The following is a 19,240-nucleotide window of genomic DNA, read 5'->3' on the forward strand; positions in this document are numbered from 1 at the left end:
GTTCCGTCATTTTTCCCGCTCTACCACATAATCCAGATACCCGGCTAGCGCTACTTTTACCTCCGTATCGGGCAAAGAAGCCAGCAAAGAAAGAGCCTTTTCCTTATAGTCATACATCACTTGCGAAGCATACTCTATACCACCATTCTGCTTGGTAAATTCGATTAAATGGGCTATTTCGCCAGGCGTTGCCTCCCCATTCTTTATCTTTACGGCAATTTCTTCCGCTGTTTTATCCTTCACGGTATTGAGCACATGAAGCGCAGGTAGAGTCAACTTCCCCTCCACCATATCATTTCCGGTAGGTTTGCCTATTTCCTTGCTCTCGGAGTAATCGAAAATATCATCCTTTATCTGAAAACAAAGCCCGATATATTCACCGAACAGACGCGCAGATTCCGCCTTTTCATCGCTGGCTCCCACCGAGAGAGCGCCCGCCTTCGTACAAGCTGCAAAGAGCACGGCCGTCTTCTTGCGGATAACGTCGAAATAGACTTCCTCGGAGAAATGGAGATTGCTGACGTTGGAAAGCTGCAGAAGTTCACCATCTGCCAAATCCTGCCCCAGGCAGGAGACGATGTCGATAATGTCATGGTTACGGGTCATGCCCACTTGCACCAACGCTGTTGCAAGCAGATAATCGCCTGCCAGTACGGCTACTTTATTATTGAAAATGGCATTAACGGAGAGTTGTCCACGGCGTTCAGTACTTTCGTCCACTACATCATCGTGCACAAGGCTGGCATTATGAAGAAGTTCCAACGCAACCGCAGCATGCAGGGTTGCAGGACATACCTTGCCAAAAAGCTTCGCAGCCAGAAGCACCAGAATGGGGCGCATCATCTTCCCGTTCTTCTGCCGGATATGCGCAATTACGCTGTTCAGCAAAAGGTTGGAACTGGAGAGAGTACTTTCAAAAAGCTTCTTGAAGTCCTCCAATTCCTCAGAAATCGGAGATTTTATCAATGATGAGTTGTCCATGCATCGCTATTTGCCTACAAAAATAGTAATAAAACGGTTAATACGGTATTTTTTTGTACTTTTACCATGAAAAAAAGGATTAAATGTATGAATTCAATCGATAAACTGTTTTTGCTCGATGCCTATGCACTGATATATCGAGCCTATTACGCGTTCATCAAGAACCCGAGAATCAATTCAAAAGGATTCAACACTTCGGCCATTCTGGGCTTTGTAAACACCCTGGAAGAAGTGCTCAAAAAAGAGAATCCCACACACATAGGAGTAGCCTTCGACCCGTCGGGCCCCACCTTCCGCCACGAGGCCTACGAGCAATACAAGGCACAGCGCGAGGAGACACCCGAGGCCATCCGCCTTTCCGTACCTATTATAAAGGACATCATCCGCGCCTACCGCATTCCCATCCTCGAAGTATCCGGCTACGAAGCCGACGACGTGATAGGCACGCTCGCCACCGAAGCCGGACGGCAGGGCATCACCACCTATATGATGACTCCCGACAAGGACTACGGGCAACTGGTATCGGACCGCGTCTTCATGTACCGCCCCAAGCACACCGGCGGATTCGAAGTGATGGGTACCGAAGAAGTAAAAACCAAGTTCAACATACAGACCACCGAGCAGGTCATCGACATGCTGGGACTGATGGGTGATGCTTCCGACAACATCCCCGGCTGTCCGGGTGTGGGCGAGAAAACCGCACAGAAACTGATTGCCGAATTCGGCAGCATCGAAAATCTGCTGGAGCATACCGACCAGCTGAAAGGCGCACTGAAAACGAAAGTGGAGACCAACCGCGAGATGATTACCTTCTCCAAATTCCTTGCCACCATCAAAACAGATGTTCCCATTCAGCTCGACATGGATTCGCTCGTCCGCGAAGAACCGAACGAAGAAGAACTCCGCAAGATTTTCGAGGAGTTGGAATTCCGCACACTCATCGACCGGGTACTCAAAAAGGGAAGCGGCAATTCGTCCTCCCCTACTCCAACCTCTCCGGTACCCGACCTCTTTGCCGGGACTCTGTTTGCCCAGCCGCAAACCTCCACTCCCGAAAACAGCGCCCCGATTCAAGGCGATTTGTTTGCAAATTTTGCGGGCGAGGGGACGGGCGTTTCTGAAAATTCAAACCTGACGCGGTTAGAAATGCTCGATATAGACTACCAACTCATTGATACAGAAGATAAAAGAGCAGAAATTATTCAAAAGTTACTTACAAGCGAAATTCTCTCAATAGATACCGAGACTACCGGAACCGAGCCAATGGACGCCGAACTTGTAGGAATGAGCTTCAGTGATGCCGAAAACCGTGCATACTACGTACCCGTTCCCGCCGAACGAGAGGAAGTCTTAAAAATTGTAAACGAATTCCGTCCCCTCTTCGAAAACGAGAAATCCATGAAGGTGGGACAAAATATCAAGTACGATATGATTATCCTCCAAAATTACGGCGTCCAGGTGAAAGGCAAACTTTTCGACACCATGCTTGCCCACTACGTGCTTCAACCCGAACTGCGACACAACATGGACTATCTGGCGGAAATCTACCTGCACTACCAGACCATCCACATCGATGAGCTAATTGGAGCGCGAGGCAAAAACCAAAAGAACATGCGCGACCTTCCGCCCGAAGATGTCTACCGTTATGCCTGCGAGGATGCGGACGTCACCCTCAAACTGAAAAACGTGCTGGAAAAGGAACTGAAGGAGCAAGGTGCCGAACATCTGTTCTACGAAATAGAAATGCCGCTCGTGCCCGTACTTGTCAATATAGAGAGCAACGGAGTGCTGCTCGACACGGAAGCCTTGAAGCAATCGTCCCAACACTTCACCGTCCGTCTGCAGGAGATTGAGAAGGAAATCTACGAGATGGCTGGCGAAACATTCAACATCAGCTCCGCCAAGCAGGTAGGCGAAGTGCTCTTCGACAAGCTGAAAATCGTGGAGAAGGCCAAAAAGACCAAGACCGGACAATACGTCACTTCCGAAGAGGTGCTGCAGAGCTACCGCAGCAAGCACGACATCATCGGAAAGATACTGGAATACCGTGGACTGAAGAAGCTGCTGAGCACCTATATAGATGCCCTACCCCAGCTCATCAACCCGCGCACGGGACGCATCCACACCTCCTTCAACCAGGCGGTGACCGCTACCGGACGCCTCAGCTCCAGCAATCCCAACCTGCAGAACATCCCCATCCGCGACGAAGACGGAAAGGAAATCCGCAAGGCGTTCATCCCCGACACCGGCTGCGAGTTCTTCTCTGCCGACTACTCGCAGATAGAGCTGCGCATCATGGCACACCTCAGCGAAGATAAGAACATGATAGACGCCTTCCTCAGCGGACACGACATCCACGCCGCCACCGCTGCCAAGATATATAAGATAGACATAAACGACGTAACCGCCGACATGCGCCGCAAGGCAAAAACGGCAAACTTCGGCATCATCTACGGCATCTCCGTCTTCGGGCTTGCCGAACGCATGGGCGTTTCCCGCCAAGAAGCCAAAGAGCTGATAGACGGCTACTTTGAAACCTACCCGCAAGTGAAGGAGTATATGGACAAAAGCATCCGGGTGGCACGCGAGCAAGGTTACGTGGAAACCATCTTCCACCGCAAGCGCTTCCTGCCGGACATCAACTCAAGAAACGGGGTGGTACGGGGCTATGCCGAACGGAATGCCATCAACGCCCCCATCCAGGGAAGTGCCGCCGACATCATAAAAGTAGCGATGGCACACATCTATCAGCGCTTCCAAGCTTACAATCTGAAAGCAAAGATGATTTTGCAGGTCCATGACGAACTAAATTTCAGCGTTCCAGAGGCAGAAAAAGAGCTTGTACAGAAAATCGTAATCGAAGAGATGGAGCAGGCATATCGCATGTACGTACCCCTGAAAGCCGATTGTGGGTGGGGAAACAACTGGTTGCAGGCACACTAAACAGCCCAATAACTTTATTTAACTTACAATCAGAAAGCAACAGAAGCAATCCTTTCCAAATACAGTTTGCTCATCAGAATATCCGGCGACCTCACTGCCGGATATTTTTTATTCACCAATCTTGCCAAAAGGAAAGCATACCGAAACCCTCACTACTGACATATTGATAAAATTTAATCCAATATTTATATTTATGTCAATTTAATACGTACCTTTGCAGCGAAATCAATGATATATTGATAGAAAATAGAAAGTTAAACTAAAAAAGACATAAAACCATGAAAGCAAAAGTATCTTTAAAAACAGTGATTGTTTCAGCACTTCTCTTAGTTTGCGGATTAAATGCCTCAGCCGACAATAAGAGCAACCTCATTTACAATTCGGAAGAAGTAAATGGCATGAAGGTGGCAGAGACCGTATACAAGATGGACGGAAACACGCTTGCCAACTATATGAAGTACAATTATAAGTACGACGACCAGAACCGCATGACGGAAAGCGAAGCCCTGAAATGGAACAGCACCAAGAATACATGGGGCAAGGACATGTGCATCCGCTATGCATACCAAGGCAAGACGATGACTACCACATACTACAAATGGAACAACAAGAAAGGCGAATACATACTGGTTCCCGAGATGACAGTAATCATGGACAACCCTAACATGTAATTGACAAACTCTCTCTTAAAGTAAGAAATCTTATTCCTAACAACAATAACCGAAACCTTTCATAAAAGAGCCGGAATGATTCGCACATTCCGGCTCTTTTATTATATCTTCGCCTCCTAAAAAGGAATGCCACATGATACCCGAGACCCTCATTACCTACATCGAGACAGCAATCATTCCCCGGTACAAGGAGTTTGACAAGGCACACAACCTCTCACACGTCCGTACCGTCATCGAAGAAAGCCTTGCCCTCGCCCGGCAATATCCCGAAGCGGACGAACGCCTGGCATACGTCATTGCCGCCTACCATGACACGGGACTGTGCCGCGACCGCGCCACCCACCACCTTGTCTCCGGCGAGATACTGATGGCGGACTCCACCCTGCGGCAATGGTTCTCCGACACGGAAATCCTCCTCATGAAAGAAGCCGTAGAGGACCACCGGGCCTCTACAGACCACGAACCTCGTAGCATCTACGGCAAGATTGTTGCCGAAGCGGACCGTATCATCGACCCGGACATCACCCTGCGCCGCACCGTGCAGTACGGATTGAAACAGAATCCTGCCGCCGACAAGGAGTGGCACTACCAGCGGTTCCATCAGCATCTCATGGCAAAATATGCACCTGGCGGTTATCTGAAGCTCTGGTTTCCCGAGGGGAAGAATGCGGAACAGCTGAAGAAGCTCCAAGCCATTATCGCAGACGAAGGACAGCTGCGGCAAGTTTTCAACCGAATATTCGAGGAGGAAAAGTAATAGCGGTATCAATGAAGCATATGCCCCATTTCATTTCCGACTATGGAAACGGTTTGTTTCCTATAATGGAACAGAGTGTTCTCTATAAGGAAACAAAGTGTTTCCTATAACGGAACAAATCGTTTTATCCCGTCGAAACAAGTCGTTTCATACAAGAGAAACAATCTGTTCCGACGGGGTGTAACAAAGTGTTCAGTGCTGTGAACTAATACAATAGCTCTATTTAGAAGGTCTCACAAGATAAGTATCCGCCTCCATAAGTATAAAGACTTATGGGCGTGCCAACATGAGGAAATCATAAAACTCACAGATGGACTGGCCTTCGGTCTCTGATTCGAAGACAAAGAAGAGCGGCTGCTTTCCCTTATGCAGCTTTGCCGGAATAGAGAGCGAAGCATAGAACTCCCTGCAAGTGCTGCCAGCCTTCACATTCACAAGTCCTATCTCTACACCGCCTTTTGTTGTCCAAGGGCTACCCAGCATGATGCGGATGCGCCCATCGGTATCTTCAGCCTTCAACCTTAACTGCATCTGCAAAGACTTATCTCGCGGAACGGCATTCATATTCAAGTATTTATATCCTACAATCGACCCACTTGTGTTATTCACCACCGGAGCGAACGGGATTTTGTGGTTGTTATCGCCGGCATAGGGATTATTATCCCGGTACACAGGCCGGATATAAGACCCCGTATACACATAATGGGGATAGACCTCTTTGATTCCTCCGGGATTGGTGTGCCAACAAGCCAGCCCGGCCGAGATGCGCTGCATAGGATTGAGCCCTTCAAGAAGGAAGCCTTCAGAATTGAACTCTCCGCGTGAAATCACGACTTTCCCGCCTTTTCCTTTTTCCACCTTTACATCAATGGCCGACACCATAGCTTGGCGTGCATAGCAATCGGTACCTATCTGGCGATGATAGAACACGTACCATTGCTCACCTATCTTGCAGATACTGCCATGCGTATTTCCACCGGGCATGGCCGAAGCTATCACATTGCCTTTTTCATCATATTCGCGCGCCCGCGCATCGATGATTGTCCCACCATAAGTCCACGGGCCCAAGGGATGCTTGCTGTAGGCATAGGCCAACGTATAGTTGCTGGCGTTGGGCAGGCCATCTTCACCCTCAGCGGTAGTACGGCTATAGATAAACACATATTTATCCTCAATCTTGCGGATAGAAGATGCCTCAAAGAAGCGGAATATACCTTCCTGCCGATAGCCTGAAATCATATTCTCCACCACTTCGGTACCGGGCTTTACCGTGCACATGGTAGCAGGGTCCAACTCCGCGCCATGCGAAATGCCAAATCCCCAATAACCATACACGCGTCCATCATCATCAACAAACACTGCGGGGTCGAATCCCAAACAGCCGAAAGTCTCACGAGGACGTTCCTTGTTCCAATTGCATACCGTAAACGGACCATCGGGACGGTCGCTTTTGGCAATCATGGAATTGCGTCCACTACCTTGATTATTCGGAAAGAGGTAGTAAGTTTTCTTACCATCGGCATCGGTAGTTACTGTCACGTCAGGGGCAAAAAGCACGTCGTCGGTTCCATCAGCATTCAGTTTATACAGCTCGGGCGACTCATTGACTTTAAATATCACGCCGTCATATCTCCAACGGGTCAGGTCCTCTATGGGTGCCGACCACACCACTTGGTCACGTCCGCAATACATCCACTTGAGATTGTCGTGCGAACCATAAATATAGACACGGTACTTGCCGGGACAGTCAGGATCCTCAAACACATAGGGCTCACCATCAGGAATAAATTCCCAAAGCGGCAGATAAGGATTCTGTGCAGATAATGTAAAAGACAAGCTGATGAGACATGATAAAATCATCAGAATTTTTCTTACTTTGTTTTTCATAATCGCATTGATTTATAGAATGATACTTAAATTATAATTGCGACAAAACTATCAATTTATCGTTTCATCGTCATGCTTTTAATGCAAATTAACACGTTCAATACGAATTTCTAAATACCGTTCCGGCGGCTCTCCCATCTCCTCCTTTCTTCGTTGGTGTATGCAAAAATCAGCTATTTTTCAGTAAGTTTGTCCGGTTTGCACTATCTTTGCTAAAAAAAGCGAAGATAGGCTGCACCTCAGCATAAAAAATGAACGAGTTCATTTTATTCTGCATTCGGTTTGCACTATCTTTGCATCCAATTAACTGAACAATAACTAAAAAAACAAGATAACACTATGGCATTAAAAGCTGGTATCGTGGGCCTTCCCAACGTAGGAAAATCCACTCTTTTCAACTGCTTGAGCAGCGCAAAGGCACAAGCGGCAAACTTCCCGTTCTGTACAATCGACGCCCAAATGGGACAAGTGTCCGTACCCGACGAACGACTGACGAAGCTCGCCGAGCTGGTTCACCCGGGGCGTATCGTACCTGCCGTGTGCGACATCGTAGACATTGCCGGACTGGTGAAGGGCGCCAGCAAAGGTGAAGGACTCGGCAACCAGTTCTTGGGCAACATCCGCGAGTGCGACGCCATCATTCACGTGCTGCGCTGCTTCGACAACGGCAACATCGTCCACGTGGACGGTTCGGTGAACCCCGTGCGCGACAAGGAAATCATCGACACAGAGCTGCAACTGAAGGACCTCGACACGGTGGAAAACCGCATCAAGCGTGTAGAGAAGATTGCCAAAGTGGGTGGCGACAAGGCGGCAAAGATAGAGTACGAACTCCTGCTCCGCTACAAGGATGCCCTGGAACAAGGACAAAGCGCCCGCACCGTCATCCCACAGAACGACGACGAGGAACAATGTGCCAAGCAGATGTTCCTGCTCACCACCAAACCCGTGCTCTACGTCTGCAACGTGGATGACGTCAGTGCCGCCAGCGGCAACCAGTACGTAGAGCAGGTGCGTGAAGCCATCAAGGGTGAGGATGCGGAACTCATCATCATCTCCGCCCAGACCGAGGCCGACATCGCCGAACTGGAGACATACGAAGAAAAGCAGATGTTCCTCGAAGACCTGGGACTGAAAGAAAGCGGCTGCAACCGTTTGATTAAAGCTATCTACAGCCTGCTGAACCTCGAAACCTTCATCACTGCCGGAGAGATGGAAGTAAAAGCATGGACCTATCGCAAGGGCTGGAAGGCTCCACAATGCGCCGGCGTTATCCATACGGATTTTGAAAAGGGATTCATCCGGGCAGAGGTCATCAAGTATGAGGATTATATCAAGTACGGCAGCGAAGCCGCCGTGCGCGAAGCCGGAAAGCTGGGTGTGGAAGGCAAGGAATACGTGGTGCAGGATGGGGACATTATGCACTTCAGGTTCAATGTGTAATGACATTCATTCCAGATGGCAATGTACTTTCTTTGTACATTGCCATTTTCTAATAAACTCCATACAATAACAATACTGTGAAACAGATTATCTTCCTTTTATTCCTATTGTTCTGTACTGCCGTTTATGCACAACAGCAAGACTCAGTAACCATTCACGGACGGGTGACTGATTACAACGGACAGCCGATAGACAGTGCCAGCGTCTGGTGGCAAAACCCGCAGTTCAATGACATCATAGAAGCCATAACCGACAAAGACGGGCATTACACGGCCCGTATACCCAAAGGGAAATATCAAAGTGCAGCCTCTATTTATCTGCCCTCCTATGCGCACATTGCCATGAAAAGCGGGCTGCCCGAGACTGAACACCGCCTGGAATTCTGGGCCTGGGATTTCATCGCCGACCGCGACACTACACTCGACATACGTTATCATCGTATGGAAGCTTATGGTCTGCGTGCTTTCCGCATCCCCGGAGCCATGCCTACTTATCAGATATACGTCCGTCCCATGAGCTTGACACGTACCTACCAATGGATGAAAGAAACAAAGCCCGAGTCATTGGTACACGGTGAAAACCTGGGTGACATTGAGCAACAAGAACAAAACAAAGAAGCCAGAGAATGCCAGATGGCTCCCCGCCCCGGGCAACTGAAAGTCACCGTCTGGATAGACGGCGAGAAGGTCCCCGTGCTGATGAAGCAGGAAATAAAAGAGTATTTCGACAGCAACGAATATGGCAACGCCTATCTATTGACAGTAGATATGCCCAAGCATCCCAGAAAAGACCTTCCCTACCGTATCTTCAAAGTAGAACTGGAAGACATGGAGAACGGTGACCGCGGCGAAGGGCTTTACTATATGGAAAAGAAAAACTACGTTCAATAACATTAACCATACACTACAAATGACAAACAATAATCTGAAATACCTCATAGCAGGTACCGGCGGCGTAGGCGGAAGCATTGCCGCCTTTCTTTCATTATCCGGCAAAGACGTCACTTGCATTGCACGCGGCGAACACCTTGCCGCCATACGCAAAAACGGATTGCAACTGCACTCCGATTTGAAAGGTGAACATTCTCTGAAAGTTGCGTCATTTACCGCAGAAGAATTCCAAGGCAAAGCGGATGTTATCTTTGTCTGCGTTAAAGGTTATTCCGTAGACTCCATCACTGAACTCATCAAACGTGCCTCACACGACCGTACAGTGGTAATCCCCATCCTGAATGTTTACGGAACTGGTCCCCGTATCCAGCGGTTGGTCCCCGGCGTCACGGTGCTCGACGGCTGCATCTACATCGTAGGATTCGTATCCGGACGGGGAGAAATCACGCAGATGGGAAAGATTTTCCGGCTCGTCTACGGAGCACACCGCGGCACGATTGTTTCCCGTGAAACATTGGAAGCCGTGCAACGCGATTTGCAGGAAAGCGGCATCAAAGCCGAAATCTCCGACGACATCGACCGGGACACATTCGTCAAGTGGTCCTTCATTTCTGCTATGGCCGTCACCGGAGCCTATTACGACGTACCTATGGGCGAAGTCCAGAAACCGGGCAAAGTGCGCGACACCTTTATCGGACTGTCACAAGAGAGTGCAGCTTTGGGCAGGAAATTGGGTATAGAATTCAAGGAAGACATCGTGCAGTATAACCTCAAAGTAATAGACAAACTCGCCCCCGAAAGTACCGCCTCCATGCAGAAAGATATGGCCAAAGGGCATCAGAGCGAAGTACAAGGCTTGTTGTTCGACATGATTACGGCTGCAGAGGAACAAGGGATTGAGGTGCCGACGTATAGGATGGTGGCGGAGAAATTCAAATAAACTGTCACGATGAACTGCCAAACGAGATAATTTCATACCTTTGTCCCGAACAACCCCGTAATTCAGTAATTTAATTCTTCATAAATATGCTATCATTACTCACCATCAACTGGAACCCCGACCCCGAACTATTCAACTTCTTCGGCATATCCATCCGCTACTACGGTTTGTTATGGATTATCGGCCTCGCTTTTGCCTACCTTATCGTGCAACACCAGTACCGCGACCGCAAAATAGACGAAAAGAAATTCGAACCTCTTTTCTTCTATTGCTTCTTCGGCATACTGATAGGCGCACGACTGGGCCACTGCATATTTTACGACTGGGCCTACTACCAAGACCACTTCGTTGAAATGATTCTCCCCATCAAGCAGACCGCCGCAGGATGGAAAATGACGGGTTACACCGGCCTTGCCAGCCACGGCGGCACGCTGGGCCTGATTATCGCCCTCTGGATGTACTGCCGCAAGACGAAGATGCACTACATGGACGTGCTCGACATGATAGCCGTTGCCACTCCCATCACCGCCTGCTGCATCCGCCTTGCCAACCTGATGAACTCCGAAATCATCGGCAAACCGACCGACGTGCCCTGGGCATTCATCTTCGAGCGCGAAGACATGCTGCCCCGCCATCCGGCACAGCTCTACGAAGCCATCGCCTACTTCATCTTCTTCCTGGGGATGGTCTGGCTATACAAACGCGGACAGAAGAAACAAGAGACCAAGCTCGAAACAGATTTCAGCACCACCAAGCGGAAATCAACCACCGTGCAGGCCGAAGCCTCCCTGCCCTATCACCGCGGTTTCTTCTTCGGACTCTGCCTGACGGAGATTTTCACCTTCCGTTTCTTCATCGAGTTCCTGAAAGAAAACCAGGTGAACTTTGAGGACAGCATGACGCTGAACATGGGCCAGTGGCTCAGTATCCCGTTTGTGATTATCGGGGTATATTTCATGTGTTTCTACGGGAAGAAAGCTTCCAAATAAACATTTCAGCCCTACATAAGCAACATACCCACCCCTTTCATCTGTGTGGATTTCTCTACTTTTACGGCATCGAAACAGTAACCGTAAATCATATATTTATCATGAAAGAGAGACAACTGATGAAAGGGGCAGCTTTTATGCTGCTGGCAGCAACTGCCACCCCGCCTGCGCATGCCCAACTGAAAACAAATGCCGGCGTGCAATACCTGCTTTCCCAGTCGAAAGACATGAGCCAGGATTTTCTGGACCTCAGCAACACCTATTTCTTTGCCGACAGCCTGGTATCGTTCGACACCTCTACCGGTAAAGGGACTGTCCAGTGGAAACGCCAGCAACTGATGCCCCGCCAGGCATTCAATGCAAACACCTACCTGCACCAGCCCCTCCAGTCGCTGGACTTCCCGGAGACGGCCTACGACAACAACCCGCAGCTGACGTTCACCGTCGAACCGGTCAGCGAACGCACCCTCCGCATCCGTATGCTTACCTCGCCCATCGTACCGAAAGAAGATGCCGATGACCCCATGCTCATAGGAAAGCCTGCCGACGGACGCTCCTTCTGGAAAGCCGAGAAGACGGATAAAGGTACCCTGTACACCTCCCGATACGGCAGCCTGCTCATCGAGAATTACCCCTGGCGCCTGGTGCTGAAAGATGCCGACGGACGCCTGCTGACACAGACTCGTTGCTGGAGCGACAACGACTCCACACAGGTCAAGGTACCTCCATTCAGCTTTATCAAGCGCGGCTCGGACAACTCACGCAGCATCAATCCCGTATTCAGCCTCGCGCCAAACGAGAAAATCTACGGTTGCGGCGAGTCCGCCACCGCACTGAACAAGGCCGGACAAAAGGTCAACCTCTTTGTCACCGACCCGCAGGGCCCCGAAACTCCGGATATGTACAAGCCTATCCCCTTCTTTTTCAGTAACCGCGGCTATGGCATGTTTATGCACACTTCCGCCCCCGTGACCTGCGACTTCGGCTGCTCCTACATCGGAGCCACCAAACTCTTTATGGCAGACGAAGCGATGGACATCTTCATCTTCCTGGGTTCGCCGAAGGAGATGCTGAGCGAATACACCGCACTGGTAGGACGGCCCGAAATGCCCCCCTTGTGGAGCTTCGGCACCTGGATGAGCCGCATCACCTACTTCAGCGAAGCAGAGGGCCGCGATGTAGCCCGGAAACTGCGTGAGAACAAGATACCGAGCGACGTCATCCACTTCGATACCGGTTGGTTCGGCGTGGACTGGCAGTGCGACTACGCCTTTGCCGCCGACCGCTTCGACAATCCCCGGCAGATGCTCACCGACCTAAGGTCACAAGGCTTCCGCACCTGCCTCTGGCAACTCCCCTACTTCACTCCGAAAAACAAGTTCTTCCCCGAGCTGGTGGAACGCGGTCTGTACGTACGCAACGGTAAGGGGCAGCTCCCCTACGAGGACGTGGTGCTGGACTTCACCAACCCCGAAACCGTGAAGTGGTATCAGGAAAAACTCGGCAATCTGATTGAAATGGGTGTAGGCGCCATCAAAGTAGACTTCGGCGAAGGTGCCCCGCTGGATGCCATCTATGCCAACGGCCGTAGCGGACTGTACGAACACAACCTCTACCCGCTGCGCTACAACAAAACCGTGGCCGACATCATCAAGAAGCTGCACGGCGAAAACATCATCTGGGCACGCTCTGCATGGGCAGGCTCACAACGCTACCCGCTGCACTGGGGCGGTGATGCCGCCACCACCGAAACCGGTTTCGAGGGAACCGTCCGCAGCGGTCTCTCCATCGGATTGAGCGGGTTCTGCTTCTGGAGCAATGACATAGGCGGCTTCGTGACCCAAAGCCCCGAAAGCCTCTACCGCCGCTGGCTGCCCTTCGGCTTCCTCACCAGCCACAGCCGCGTGCACGGAGCACCTCCCACTGAGCCGTGGTACTACGGGAAAGAGTTCACAGACTATTTCCGCCGTTGCGCCGAGCTGAAGTACAAACTGATGCCCTATGTATACGCACAATCCAAAGAGTGCACCGAGAACGGCTGGCCGATGCTCCGCGCCCTGCTGCTGGAGTATCCCGACGACCCGGGTGCATGGCTGGTAGAGGACGAGTACATGTTCGGCTCCAACCTCCTCGTGGCACCCATGCTCGAAGAGGGCAGCGGACGGGATGTCTACCTCCCCGGACGGCAGAAATGGATAGACTACCAGACCGGAAAGGTGTATGCTCCGGGATGGAACCATATCGAGTGCGGCACCCTGCCCATCGTCATTCTTGTAAAGGACGGTTCGGCCATCCCCCATATCCCCGTGGCACAATGCACAGACCAGATGAAATGGGACAAGATTACGTGGAAGAAGTATCTGGCAGACGAAAAGAAAGCTAAAGGATTGCTCTGCCTGCCGCAGGACGGACAGTTACAACGGATATCAATCCCATAACCGGTATATCAAACACATTAAACCCTAATACCCCATGCGAAACAAGTTATTGTTCCTCGCCTTGCCCCTGCTATTCGGCTTACAGGCAAGCGCACAACACACACAAGCCTTTCAAGATACCACGCTCACCGACGAACAGCGCGTGGAACATCTTCTTTCCATCCTGACATTGGATGAAAAGATAAACCTTCTTTCCACCGACCTCGGTGTCCCCCGCCTCAACATTCCCCGTTGCGGACACTACGAAGGACTGCACGGGCTGACCCTCGGCGGGCCTGCCATGTGGGGCGGACGCCAAAGAACGGAAGACGGGAAAGTAGTCCCTACCGACTGCCCCACCACCATATTCCCCCAGTCCTACGGTCTGGGCTCCACATGGGACACCGATTTGGTGCAGAAAGTAGCGGAACAAGCCGCTGAAGAAGCCCGCTACTACATGCAGACCACCGGTAACAAGCGTCATGCCCTCGTGATGCGCGCTCCGAATGCCGACCTTGCCCGCGACCCGCGCTGGGGACGTACCGAGGAGAGTTTCGGAGAAGATGCCTTCCTCACCGCCCAACTCACCATCGCCAGCGTACGCGGCCTGCAAGGCAATCATCCCCGCTACTGGAAAACCGCCTCTCTGATGAAGCATTTCCTTGCCAACAGCAACGAGGACGGACGGGACAGCACTTCCTCCGACTTCGACACGCGGCTGTTCCATGAATACTACGCTTATCCTTTCTATAAAGGCATCACCGAGGGAGGCAGCCGCGCCTTCATGGCCGCCTACAACAGTTGGAACGGCATCCCCATGTCCATCCATCCCTGCCTCGAAGAGATTACCCGCAAGCAATGGGGCAACAACGGTATCATCTGTACGGACGGCGGTGCCCTGAAACTGCTGATTGAAGCGCACAAGAGTTTTCCAAGCTTTGCGGAGGGTGCCGCTGCCGTAGTAAAAGCCACCACAGGACAGTTTCTCGACGTATACGTTCCTTACGTCAAGGAAGCGCTGGAAAAGGGATTGCTGACCGAAGCCGACATTGACAAAGCCATCCGCGGGAACATCTTCGTCGCCCTCAAGCTTGGCTTGCTGGACGGGGACCACTCCCGTAACCCTTATCTCTCCATCGGAAAGGACAGTACGCAGGCACCGCCTTTCATGACAGCAGAAGCCCGCAGGCTGGCACGGGAAGTCACCGCCAAGTCTGTGGTGTTATTGAAAAACAAGAATCTCCTGCCACTCGATGCCGGAAAGCTGCGTAAAATAGCCGTTATAGGCCCGTATTCGGACAAAATCGTGCAAGACTGGTATAGTGGTACCCCGCCTTACGAAACAACGATTCTGAGCGGCATACGCAATGCTGTAAAGGAAGATACCGAAGTCATCCACGCCGAAGACAACCGCATGGGCCAGGCGGAAAAGGCTGCCGCAGCCGCCGACATCGCCATTGTATGTGTAGGAAACCATCCTTACGGCACACGTGCGGACTGGAAGTTCTCTCCCGTCCCCAGTGACGGCCGCGAAGCCGTGGACCGCAAATCGCTGATGCTGCCCGATGAAGACTTGGTGAAGCTGGTGCTCAAAGCCAATCCCAATACCATACTAGTGCTCGTCAGCAGTTTCCCCTATACCATCAACTGGAGCCAGGAGCACGTGCCTGCCATCGTCCACATCACCCACTGCAGCCAGGAGCAGGGCAACGGACTGGCCGACGTACTCTTTGGCAAGGTAAATCCAGCCGGACGTACCGTACAGACGTGGGTGAAAGACATCATCGACCTGCCCGACATGATGGACTACGACATCCGCAACGGACGTACGTATATGTACCACCAAGGCCCTGTGCTCTATCCTTTCGGCTATGGTCTGAGCTATTCCGACTTTACGTACGAGAAGATTGAATCCGTCAAGCAAGACAAGAAGAACATCCGCGTGACGGTATCAGTGAAGAATACCAGCGGACGCGACGGAGAAGAAGTCGTACAGCTCTATGCCAGCTATCCGGACTCCAAAGTGGAACGTCCTTCCAAGCAGTTGCGCGCCTTCAAGCGTATCCCCATCAAGGCCGGCGAAACCCGGGAAGTGACGCTTACCGTTCCCAAAGAGGAGCTCGGCTATTGGAACGAAGGAAAGCAGATGTTCGTTGTAGAACCCGGAACGGTGAAGCTGCTGATAGGGGCTTCATCGGAAGATATACAGTTGGAGGGAAAAGTCAAACTATAAGAAACCAGCCGTGTTTTGAAACAATCCGGATGAGGATGCGTCGAAACTGGTATTCACCACCGATTACACAGATTTACACAGATAAGCATCTTTGATTATCAGTAGATTAAGCTCATTCTGTGTTAATCCGTGTAATCTGTGGTGAATTTTGACACACCCCTATCCGGTTATTTCCCTTTCACTATCCTCTTTATATCATTCAGCTTGTTCAGTGCCTCCAGCGGCGTCAGGTTATTCACATCCAGATTCAGTATCTCATCGCGTATCTGGCACAACACCGGGTCGTCGAGCTGGAAGAAGCTGAGTTGCATGCCGCCGCGTGTCTCTCCCACTTCCACCATCGGTTTGCTGGAAATCCCCTGCTGGCGGTTGTCTGTTTCCAGTTGTTTCAGAATGTCATTGGCACGCTTCACGATGCTTTTGGGCATACCCGCCATTTTGGCTACATGAATACCGAAGGAGTGTTCGCTACCGCCGCGCTCCAATTTGCGCAAGAAGATGACTTTGTTATCTATCTCCTTCACCGAAACGTTGTAGTTCTTTATACGCTTGAAGCTCTTCTCCATCTCATTCAGCTCATGGTAGTGCGTGGCAAACAAGGTTCGGGCTTTTGCCTTGGGATGCTCGTGTATATGCTCCACAATCGCCCAGGCGATGGAAATACCATCATATGTAGAAGTACCGCGCCCCAGCTCGTCGAACAGCACCAGGCTGCGGGGAGAAAGGTTGTTCAGGATATCCGCCGCCTCGTTCATCTCCACCATAAAGGTAGACTCGCCCACGGAAATATTATCGCTGGCACCCACACGGGTGAATATCTTATCCACCAACCCGATATGGGCACTCTCCGCAGGCACAAAACTGCCGATTTGAGCCAGCAGCGTAATCAGCGCCGTCTGCCTCAGCAAAGCAGACTTACCCGCCATGTTGGGACCCGTAATGATGATAATCTGCTGCGTCTGGCTATCCAGCATCACATCATTGGCAATATACTTCTCGCCGATGGGGAGCTGCTTCTCAATCACCGGGTGGCGTCCCTGGCAGATTTCCAGCACATCGTCGTCGGCAATGACGGGGCGTATATAGTTGTTCTCGCGCGCTGCCGTGGCAAAGGAGAGTAGGCAGTCCAGACGCGCTATCTGGTTCGCATTGATTTGAATGGCGGGGATGAACTCGCTCAATGATTGCACCAATTCTGCATAGAGTTGTGTTTCCAGTACCAGTATCTTGTCCTCCGCACCGAGAATCTTCTCCTCGTACTCCTTCAATTCCTGGGTAATGTAGCGTTCGGCATTGGCAAGGGTCTGCTTGCGTATCCACTCTGCCGGCACTTTGTCCTTATGCGTGTTGCGCACTTCGATGTAATAACCGAAGACATTGTTGTAGCCTATCTTCAAGCTGGGAATCTCCGTCAGCTCACTCTCGCGCTGCTGTATCTGCAACAGATAATCCTTACCGGAGTAGGCTATCTGGCGCAACTCGTCCAACTCGGCACTAACACCGGACTTGATGACACCGCCCTTATTAATCAGCAACGGCGGGTCATTGTCTATCTCCCGGTCTATGCGGTCGCGGATGGACTGGCAGATGTTCAACTGCTCGCCTATATGATTCAAGCTGGCATTATCGGCATCCATGCAAGCCGCTTTGATGGGTTCTATCGCCTGCAAAGCCACCTTCAGCGCCACTACCTCACGCGGAGAGACACGGCCTACCGCCACTTTGGAGATGATGCGCTCCAAGTCACCTATCAAATGCAGCTGCTCCTCTATCAACTCCTTGAAATCGGGCTGGCGGAAGAAGTATTCCACTACATTCAGCCGTTCGTTAATCGGCTGCACGTCCTTCAACGGGAATACCAGCCAGCGTTTCAGCAGGCGGGCACCCATCGGGCTGATGGTCTTGTCTATCACATTCAGCAGACTGCTACCGCCGTCGTTCATCGACCCCATCAGCTCCAGGCTGCGCACCGTGAACTTATCCAGGCGGACATACTTATCCTCCTCGATGCGTGCCAGCGAAGTGACATGCCCTATCTGCGTATGCTGCGTCATGATGAGGTATTGCAGGATGGCTCCCGAAGCGATGATACCGTTCTTGAGATGCTCCACACCGAAGCCTTTCAAGTTCTTCACCTCGAAATGCTTCAGCAGCTTTTCGCGGGCAGATGTCTCGGTAAACACCCAGTCGTCCAACTCGAAGGTGAAGAACTTGCTGCCGAAGTTTCCTTCGAACATCAGCCGCTTGCCACGCTCGAAAAGCACCTCTTTGGGGGCAAAGTTGTTCAGCAGCTTGTCCACATAGTCGAAAGGTCCTTCCGCCGTCAGAAATTCGCCCGTAGATATGTCCAGGAAAGCCACACCGCAGGCACCCTTACCGAAATGCACGGCAGCCAGGAAGTTGTTCTCCCGGTAGTTCAGCACATTGTCGTTGATGGAAACTCCCGGCGTCACCAGCTCCGTGATGCCGCGCTTCACCAGTTTCTTCGTCAGCTTCGGGTCCTCCAACTGGTCGCAGATGGCCACGCGCTTGCCGGCACGTATCAGCTTGGGCAGATAGGTGTCGAGTGCATGATGCGGAAAGCCCGCCATTTCGATGGTTTTCCCCTTGCCGTTGGCACGTTTGGTCAAGGTAATACCGAGGATTTCGGACGCGACGACGGCATCGGTGGAATAGGTTTCATAGAAGTCACCACAACGAAACAGCATGACAGCATCGGGATGCTTTGCCTTCAAGTCGAGGAACTGTTTCATCATCGGGGTAAGGACAATATCTTCGTGCATACAAGTCTTTAATTTTTAATTTCCAGGATTTTGAGCCAAGAGAGCAGAAAATCGTCAAGTAAGGCCCAAAACTTAATGTGACAAAGATAATTCTTTTTTAGAAAACAGCTGCGTAGAGGCTTCAAAACCTTAGCAAGCCTTAACAAAGAGACGTATTTTCCTAAAACATGTTATAAAACAGCCTTTTTTATTTGCTTTATTTGGAGATAAGCAAAAAGTCCGTACCTTTGCAATGTGTTTTTCATAGTATTAGATTTAAGGTTAACAAAGGTTGGAGTACAGCGGTACTCCTTTTTTTATACCCAC

General features: G+C 51.0%; 12 protein-coding genes. 9 read left to right on the forward strand and 3 right to left on the reverse strand.

Annotated features, from left to right (window positions below; all coding sequences use genetic code 11):
• Window positions 1-6: 6 nt before the first annotated feature.
• Entirely contained in the window at window positions 7-981 is a 975-nt protein-coding gene (locus DWY55_RS03400; protein WP_008662178.1) for a polyprenyl synthetase family protein, read from the reverse strand.
• Window positions 982-1,068: 87 nt separating this feature from the next.
• On the opposite strand from DWY55_RS03400, the gene polA reads away from it, so the two are divergent.
• The 3 genes from polA (at window position 1,069) to DWY55_RS03415 (ending at window position 5,352) form a co-directional block, all read left to right on the forward strand.
• Entirely contained in the window at window positions 1,069-3,924 is a 2,856-nt protein-coding gene (polA, locus tag DWY55_RS03405) for a DNA polymerase I (protein ID WP_120178015.1), read from the forward strand.
• 278 nt (window positions 3,925-4,202) lie between these two features.
• On the forward strand, window positions 4,203-4,595 hold the full coding sequence (locus tag DWY55_RS03410; protein ID WP_005826180.1) for a DUF3836 domain-containing protein: 393 nt from the start codon (window positions 4,203-4,205) through the stop codon (window positions 4,593-4,595).
• Window positions 4,596-4,728: 133 nt separating this feature from the next.
• Window positions 4,729-5,352 carry an HD domain-containing protein gene (locus DWY55_RS03415; RefSeq protein WP_005826183.1) on the forward strand — a complete coding sequence of 208 codons (624 nt, stop codon included), beginning with the start codon at window positions 4,729-4,731 and terminating at the stop codon, window positions 5,350-5,352.
• A 270-nt stretch (window positions 5,353-5,622) separates the two neighbouring features.
• Here the strand turns inward: DWY55_RS03415 and DWY55_RS03420 are convergent, their stop codons facing one another.
• Window positions 5,623-7,239 (reverse strand): family 43 glycosylhydrolase, encoded by a 1,617-nt coding sequence (locus tag DWY55_RS03420; RefSeq protein WP_117878344.1) that lies wholly within the window; start codon window positions 7,237-7,239, stop codon window positions 5,623-5,625.
• Between the two features lie 339 nt (window positions 7,240-7,578).
• On the opposite strand from DWY55_RS03420, the gene ychF reads away from it, so the two are divergent.
• The 6 genes from ychF to DWY55_RS03450 all read left to right on the forward strand — a co-directional run bounded on the left by ychF (window position 7,579) and on the right by DWY55_RS03450 (window position 16,151).
• Window positions 7,579-8,682, forward strand: a complete 1,104-nt coding sequence (gene ychF, locus DWY55_RS03425; RefSeq protein ID WP_008662190.1) for a redox-regulated ATPase YchF — start codon at window positions 7,579-7,581, stop codon at window positions 8,680-8,682.
• Window positions 8,683-8,759: 77 nt separating this feature from the next.
• Window positions 8,760-9,572 carry a carboxypeptidase-like regulatory domain-containing protein gene (locus tag DWY55_RS03430; RefSeq protein ID WP_035447515.1) on the forward strand — a complete coding sequence of 271 codons (813 nt, stop codon included), beginning with the start codon at window positions 8,760-8,762 and terminating at the stop codon, window positions 9,570-9,572.
• 19 nt (window positions 9,573-9,591) lie between these two features.
• Window positions 9,592-10,512 carry a ketopantoate reductase family protein gene (locus tag DWY55_RS03435; RefSeq protein WP_117878347.1) on the forward strand — a complete coding sequence of 307 codons (921 nt, stop codon included), beginning with the start codon at window positions 9,592-9,594 and terminating at the stop codon, window positions 10,510-10,512.
• Between the two features lie 86 nt (window positions 10,513-10,598).
• Entirely contained in the window at window positions 10,599-11,501 is a 903-nt protein-coding gene (gene lgt / locus DWY55_RS03440; protein WP_022401919.1) for a prolipoprotein diacylglyceryl transferase, read from the forward strand.
• Between the two features lie 101 nt (window positions 11,502-11,602).
• Complete coding sequence (locus DWY55_RS03445; protein ID WP_117878349.1) at window positions 11,603-13,939, forward strand: alpha-xylosidase; 2,337 nt, start codon at window positions 11,603-11,605, stop codon at window positions 13,937-13,939.
• A 34-nt stretch (window positions 13,940-13,973) separates the two neighbouring features.
• The gene (locus DWY55_RS03450) at window positions 13,974-16,151 is read left to right on the forward strand and encodes a glycoside hydrolase family 3 C-terminal domain-containing protein (protein WP_120178016.1); all 2,178 of its coding nucleotides are present in this window, start codon (window positions 13,974-13,976) and stop codon (window positions 16,149-16,151) included.
• 167 nt (window positions 16,152-16,318) lie between these two features.
• Here DWY55_RS03450 and mutS read toward each other — a convergent pair whose 3' ends face one another.
• Window positions 16,319-18,934 (reverse strand): DNA mismatch repair protein MutS, encoded by a 2,616-nt coding sequence (gene mutS, locus DWY55_RS03455; protein ID WP_008662199.1) that lies wholly within the window; start codon window positions 18,932-18,934, stop codon window positions 16,319-16,321.
• Window positions 18,935-19,240: the final 306 nt, after the last annotated feature.

It is taken from the genome of Bacteroides sp. AF25-38AC (genome assembly GCF_003602995.1).
Classification (GTDB): Bacteria; Bacteroidota; Bacteroidia; order Bacteroidales; family Bacteroidaceae; genus Bacteroides; species Bacteroides uniformis.

What these genes read in the sequence shown, in the direction of transcription:
- lgt (WP_022401919.1), top strand. Translation starts at nt 10,599, where the DNA reads ATGCTATCATTACTCACCATCAACTGGAACCCCGACCCCGAACTATTC.
- DWY55_RS03415 (WP_005826183.1), top strand. Translation starts at nt 4,729, where the DNA reads ATGATACCCGAGACCCTCATTACCTACATCGAGACAGCAATCATTCCC.
- DWY55_RS03445 (WP_117878349.1), top strand. Translation starts at nt 11,603, where the DNA reads ATGAAAGAGAGACAACTGATGAAAGGGGCAGCTTTTATGCTGCTGGCA.
- polA (WP_120178015.1), top strand. Translation starts at nt 1,069, where the DNA reads ATGAATTCAATCGATAAACTGTTTTTGCTCGATGCCTATGCACTGATA.
- DWY55_RS03420 (WP_117878344.1), bottom strand. Translation starts at nt 7,239, where the DNA reads ATGAAAAACAAAGTAAGAAAAATTCTGATGATTTTATCATGTCTCATC.
- DWY55_RS03450 (WP_120178016.1), top strand. Translation starts at nt 13,974, where the DNA reads ATGCGAAACAAGTTATTGTTCCTCGCCTTGCCCCTGCTATTCGGCTTA.
- mutS (WP_008662199.1), bottom strand. Translation starts at nt 18,934, where the DNA reads ATGCACGAAGATATTGTCCTTACCCCGATGATGAAACAGTTCCTCGAC.
- DWY55_RS03435 (WP_117878347.1), top strand. Translation starts at nt 9,592, where the DNA reads ATGACAAACAATAATCTGAAATACCTCATAGCAGGTACCGGCGGCGTA.
- ychF (WP_008662190.1), top strand. Translation starts at nt 7,579, where the DNA reads ATGGCATTAAAAGCTGGTATCGTGGGCCTTCCCAACGTAGGAAAATCC.
- DWY55_RS03400 (WP_008662178.1), bottom strand. Translation starts at nt 981, where the DNA reads ATGGACAACTCATCATTGATAAAATCTCCGATTTCTGAGGAATTGGAG.
- DWY55_RS03410 (WP_005826180.1), top strand. Translation starts at nt 4,203, where the DNA reads ATGAAAGCAAAAGTATCTTTAAAAACAGTGATTGTTTCAGCACTTCTC.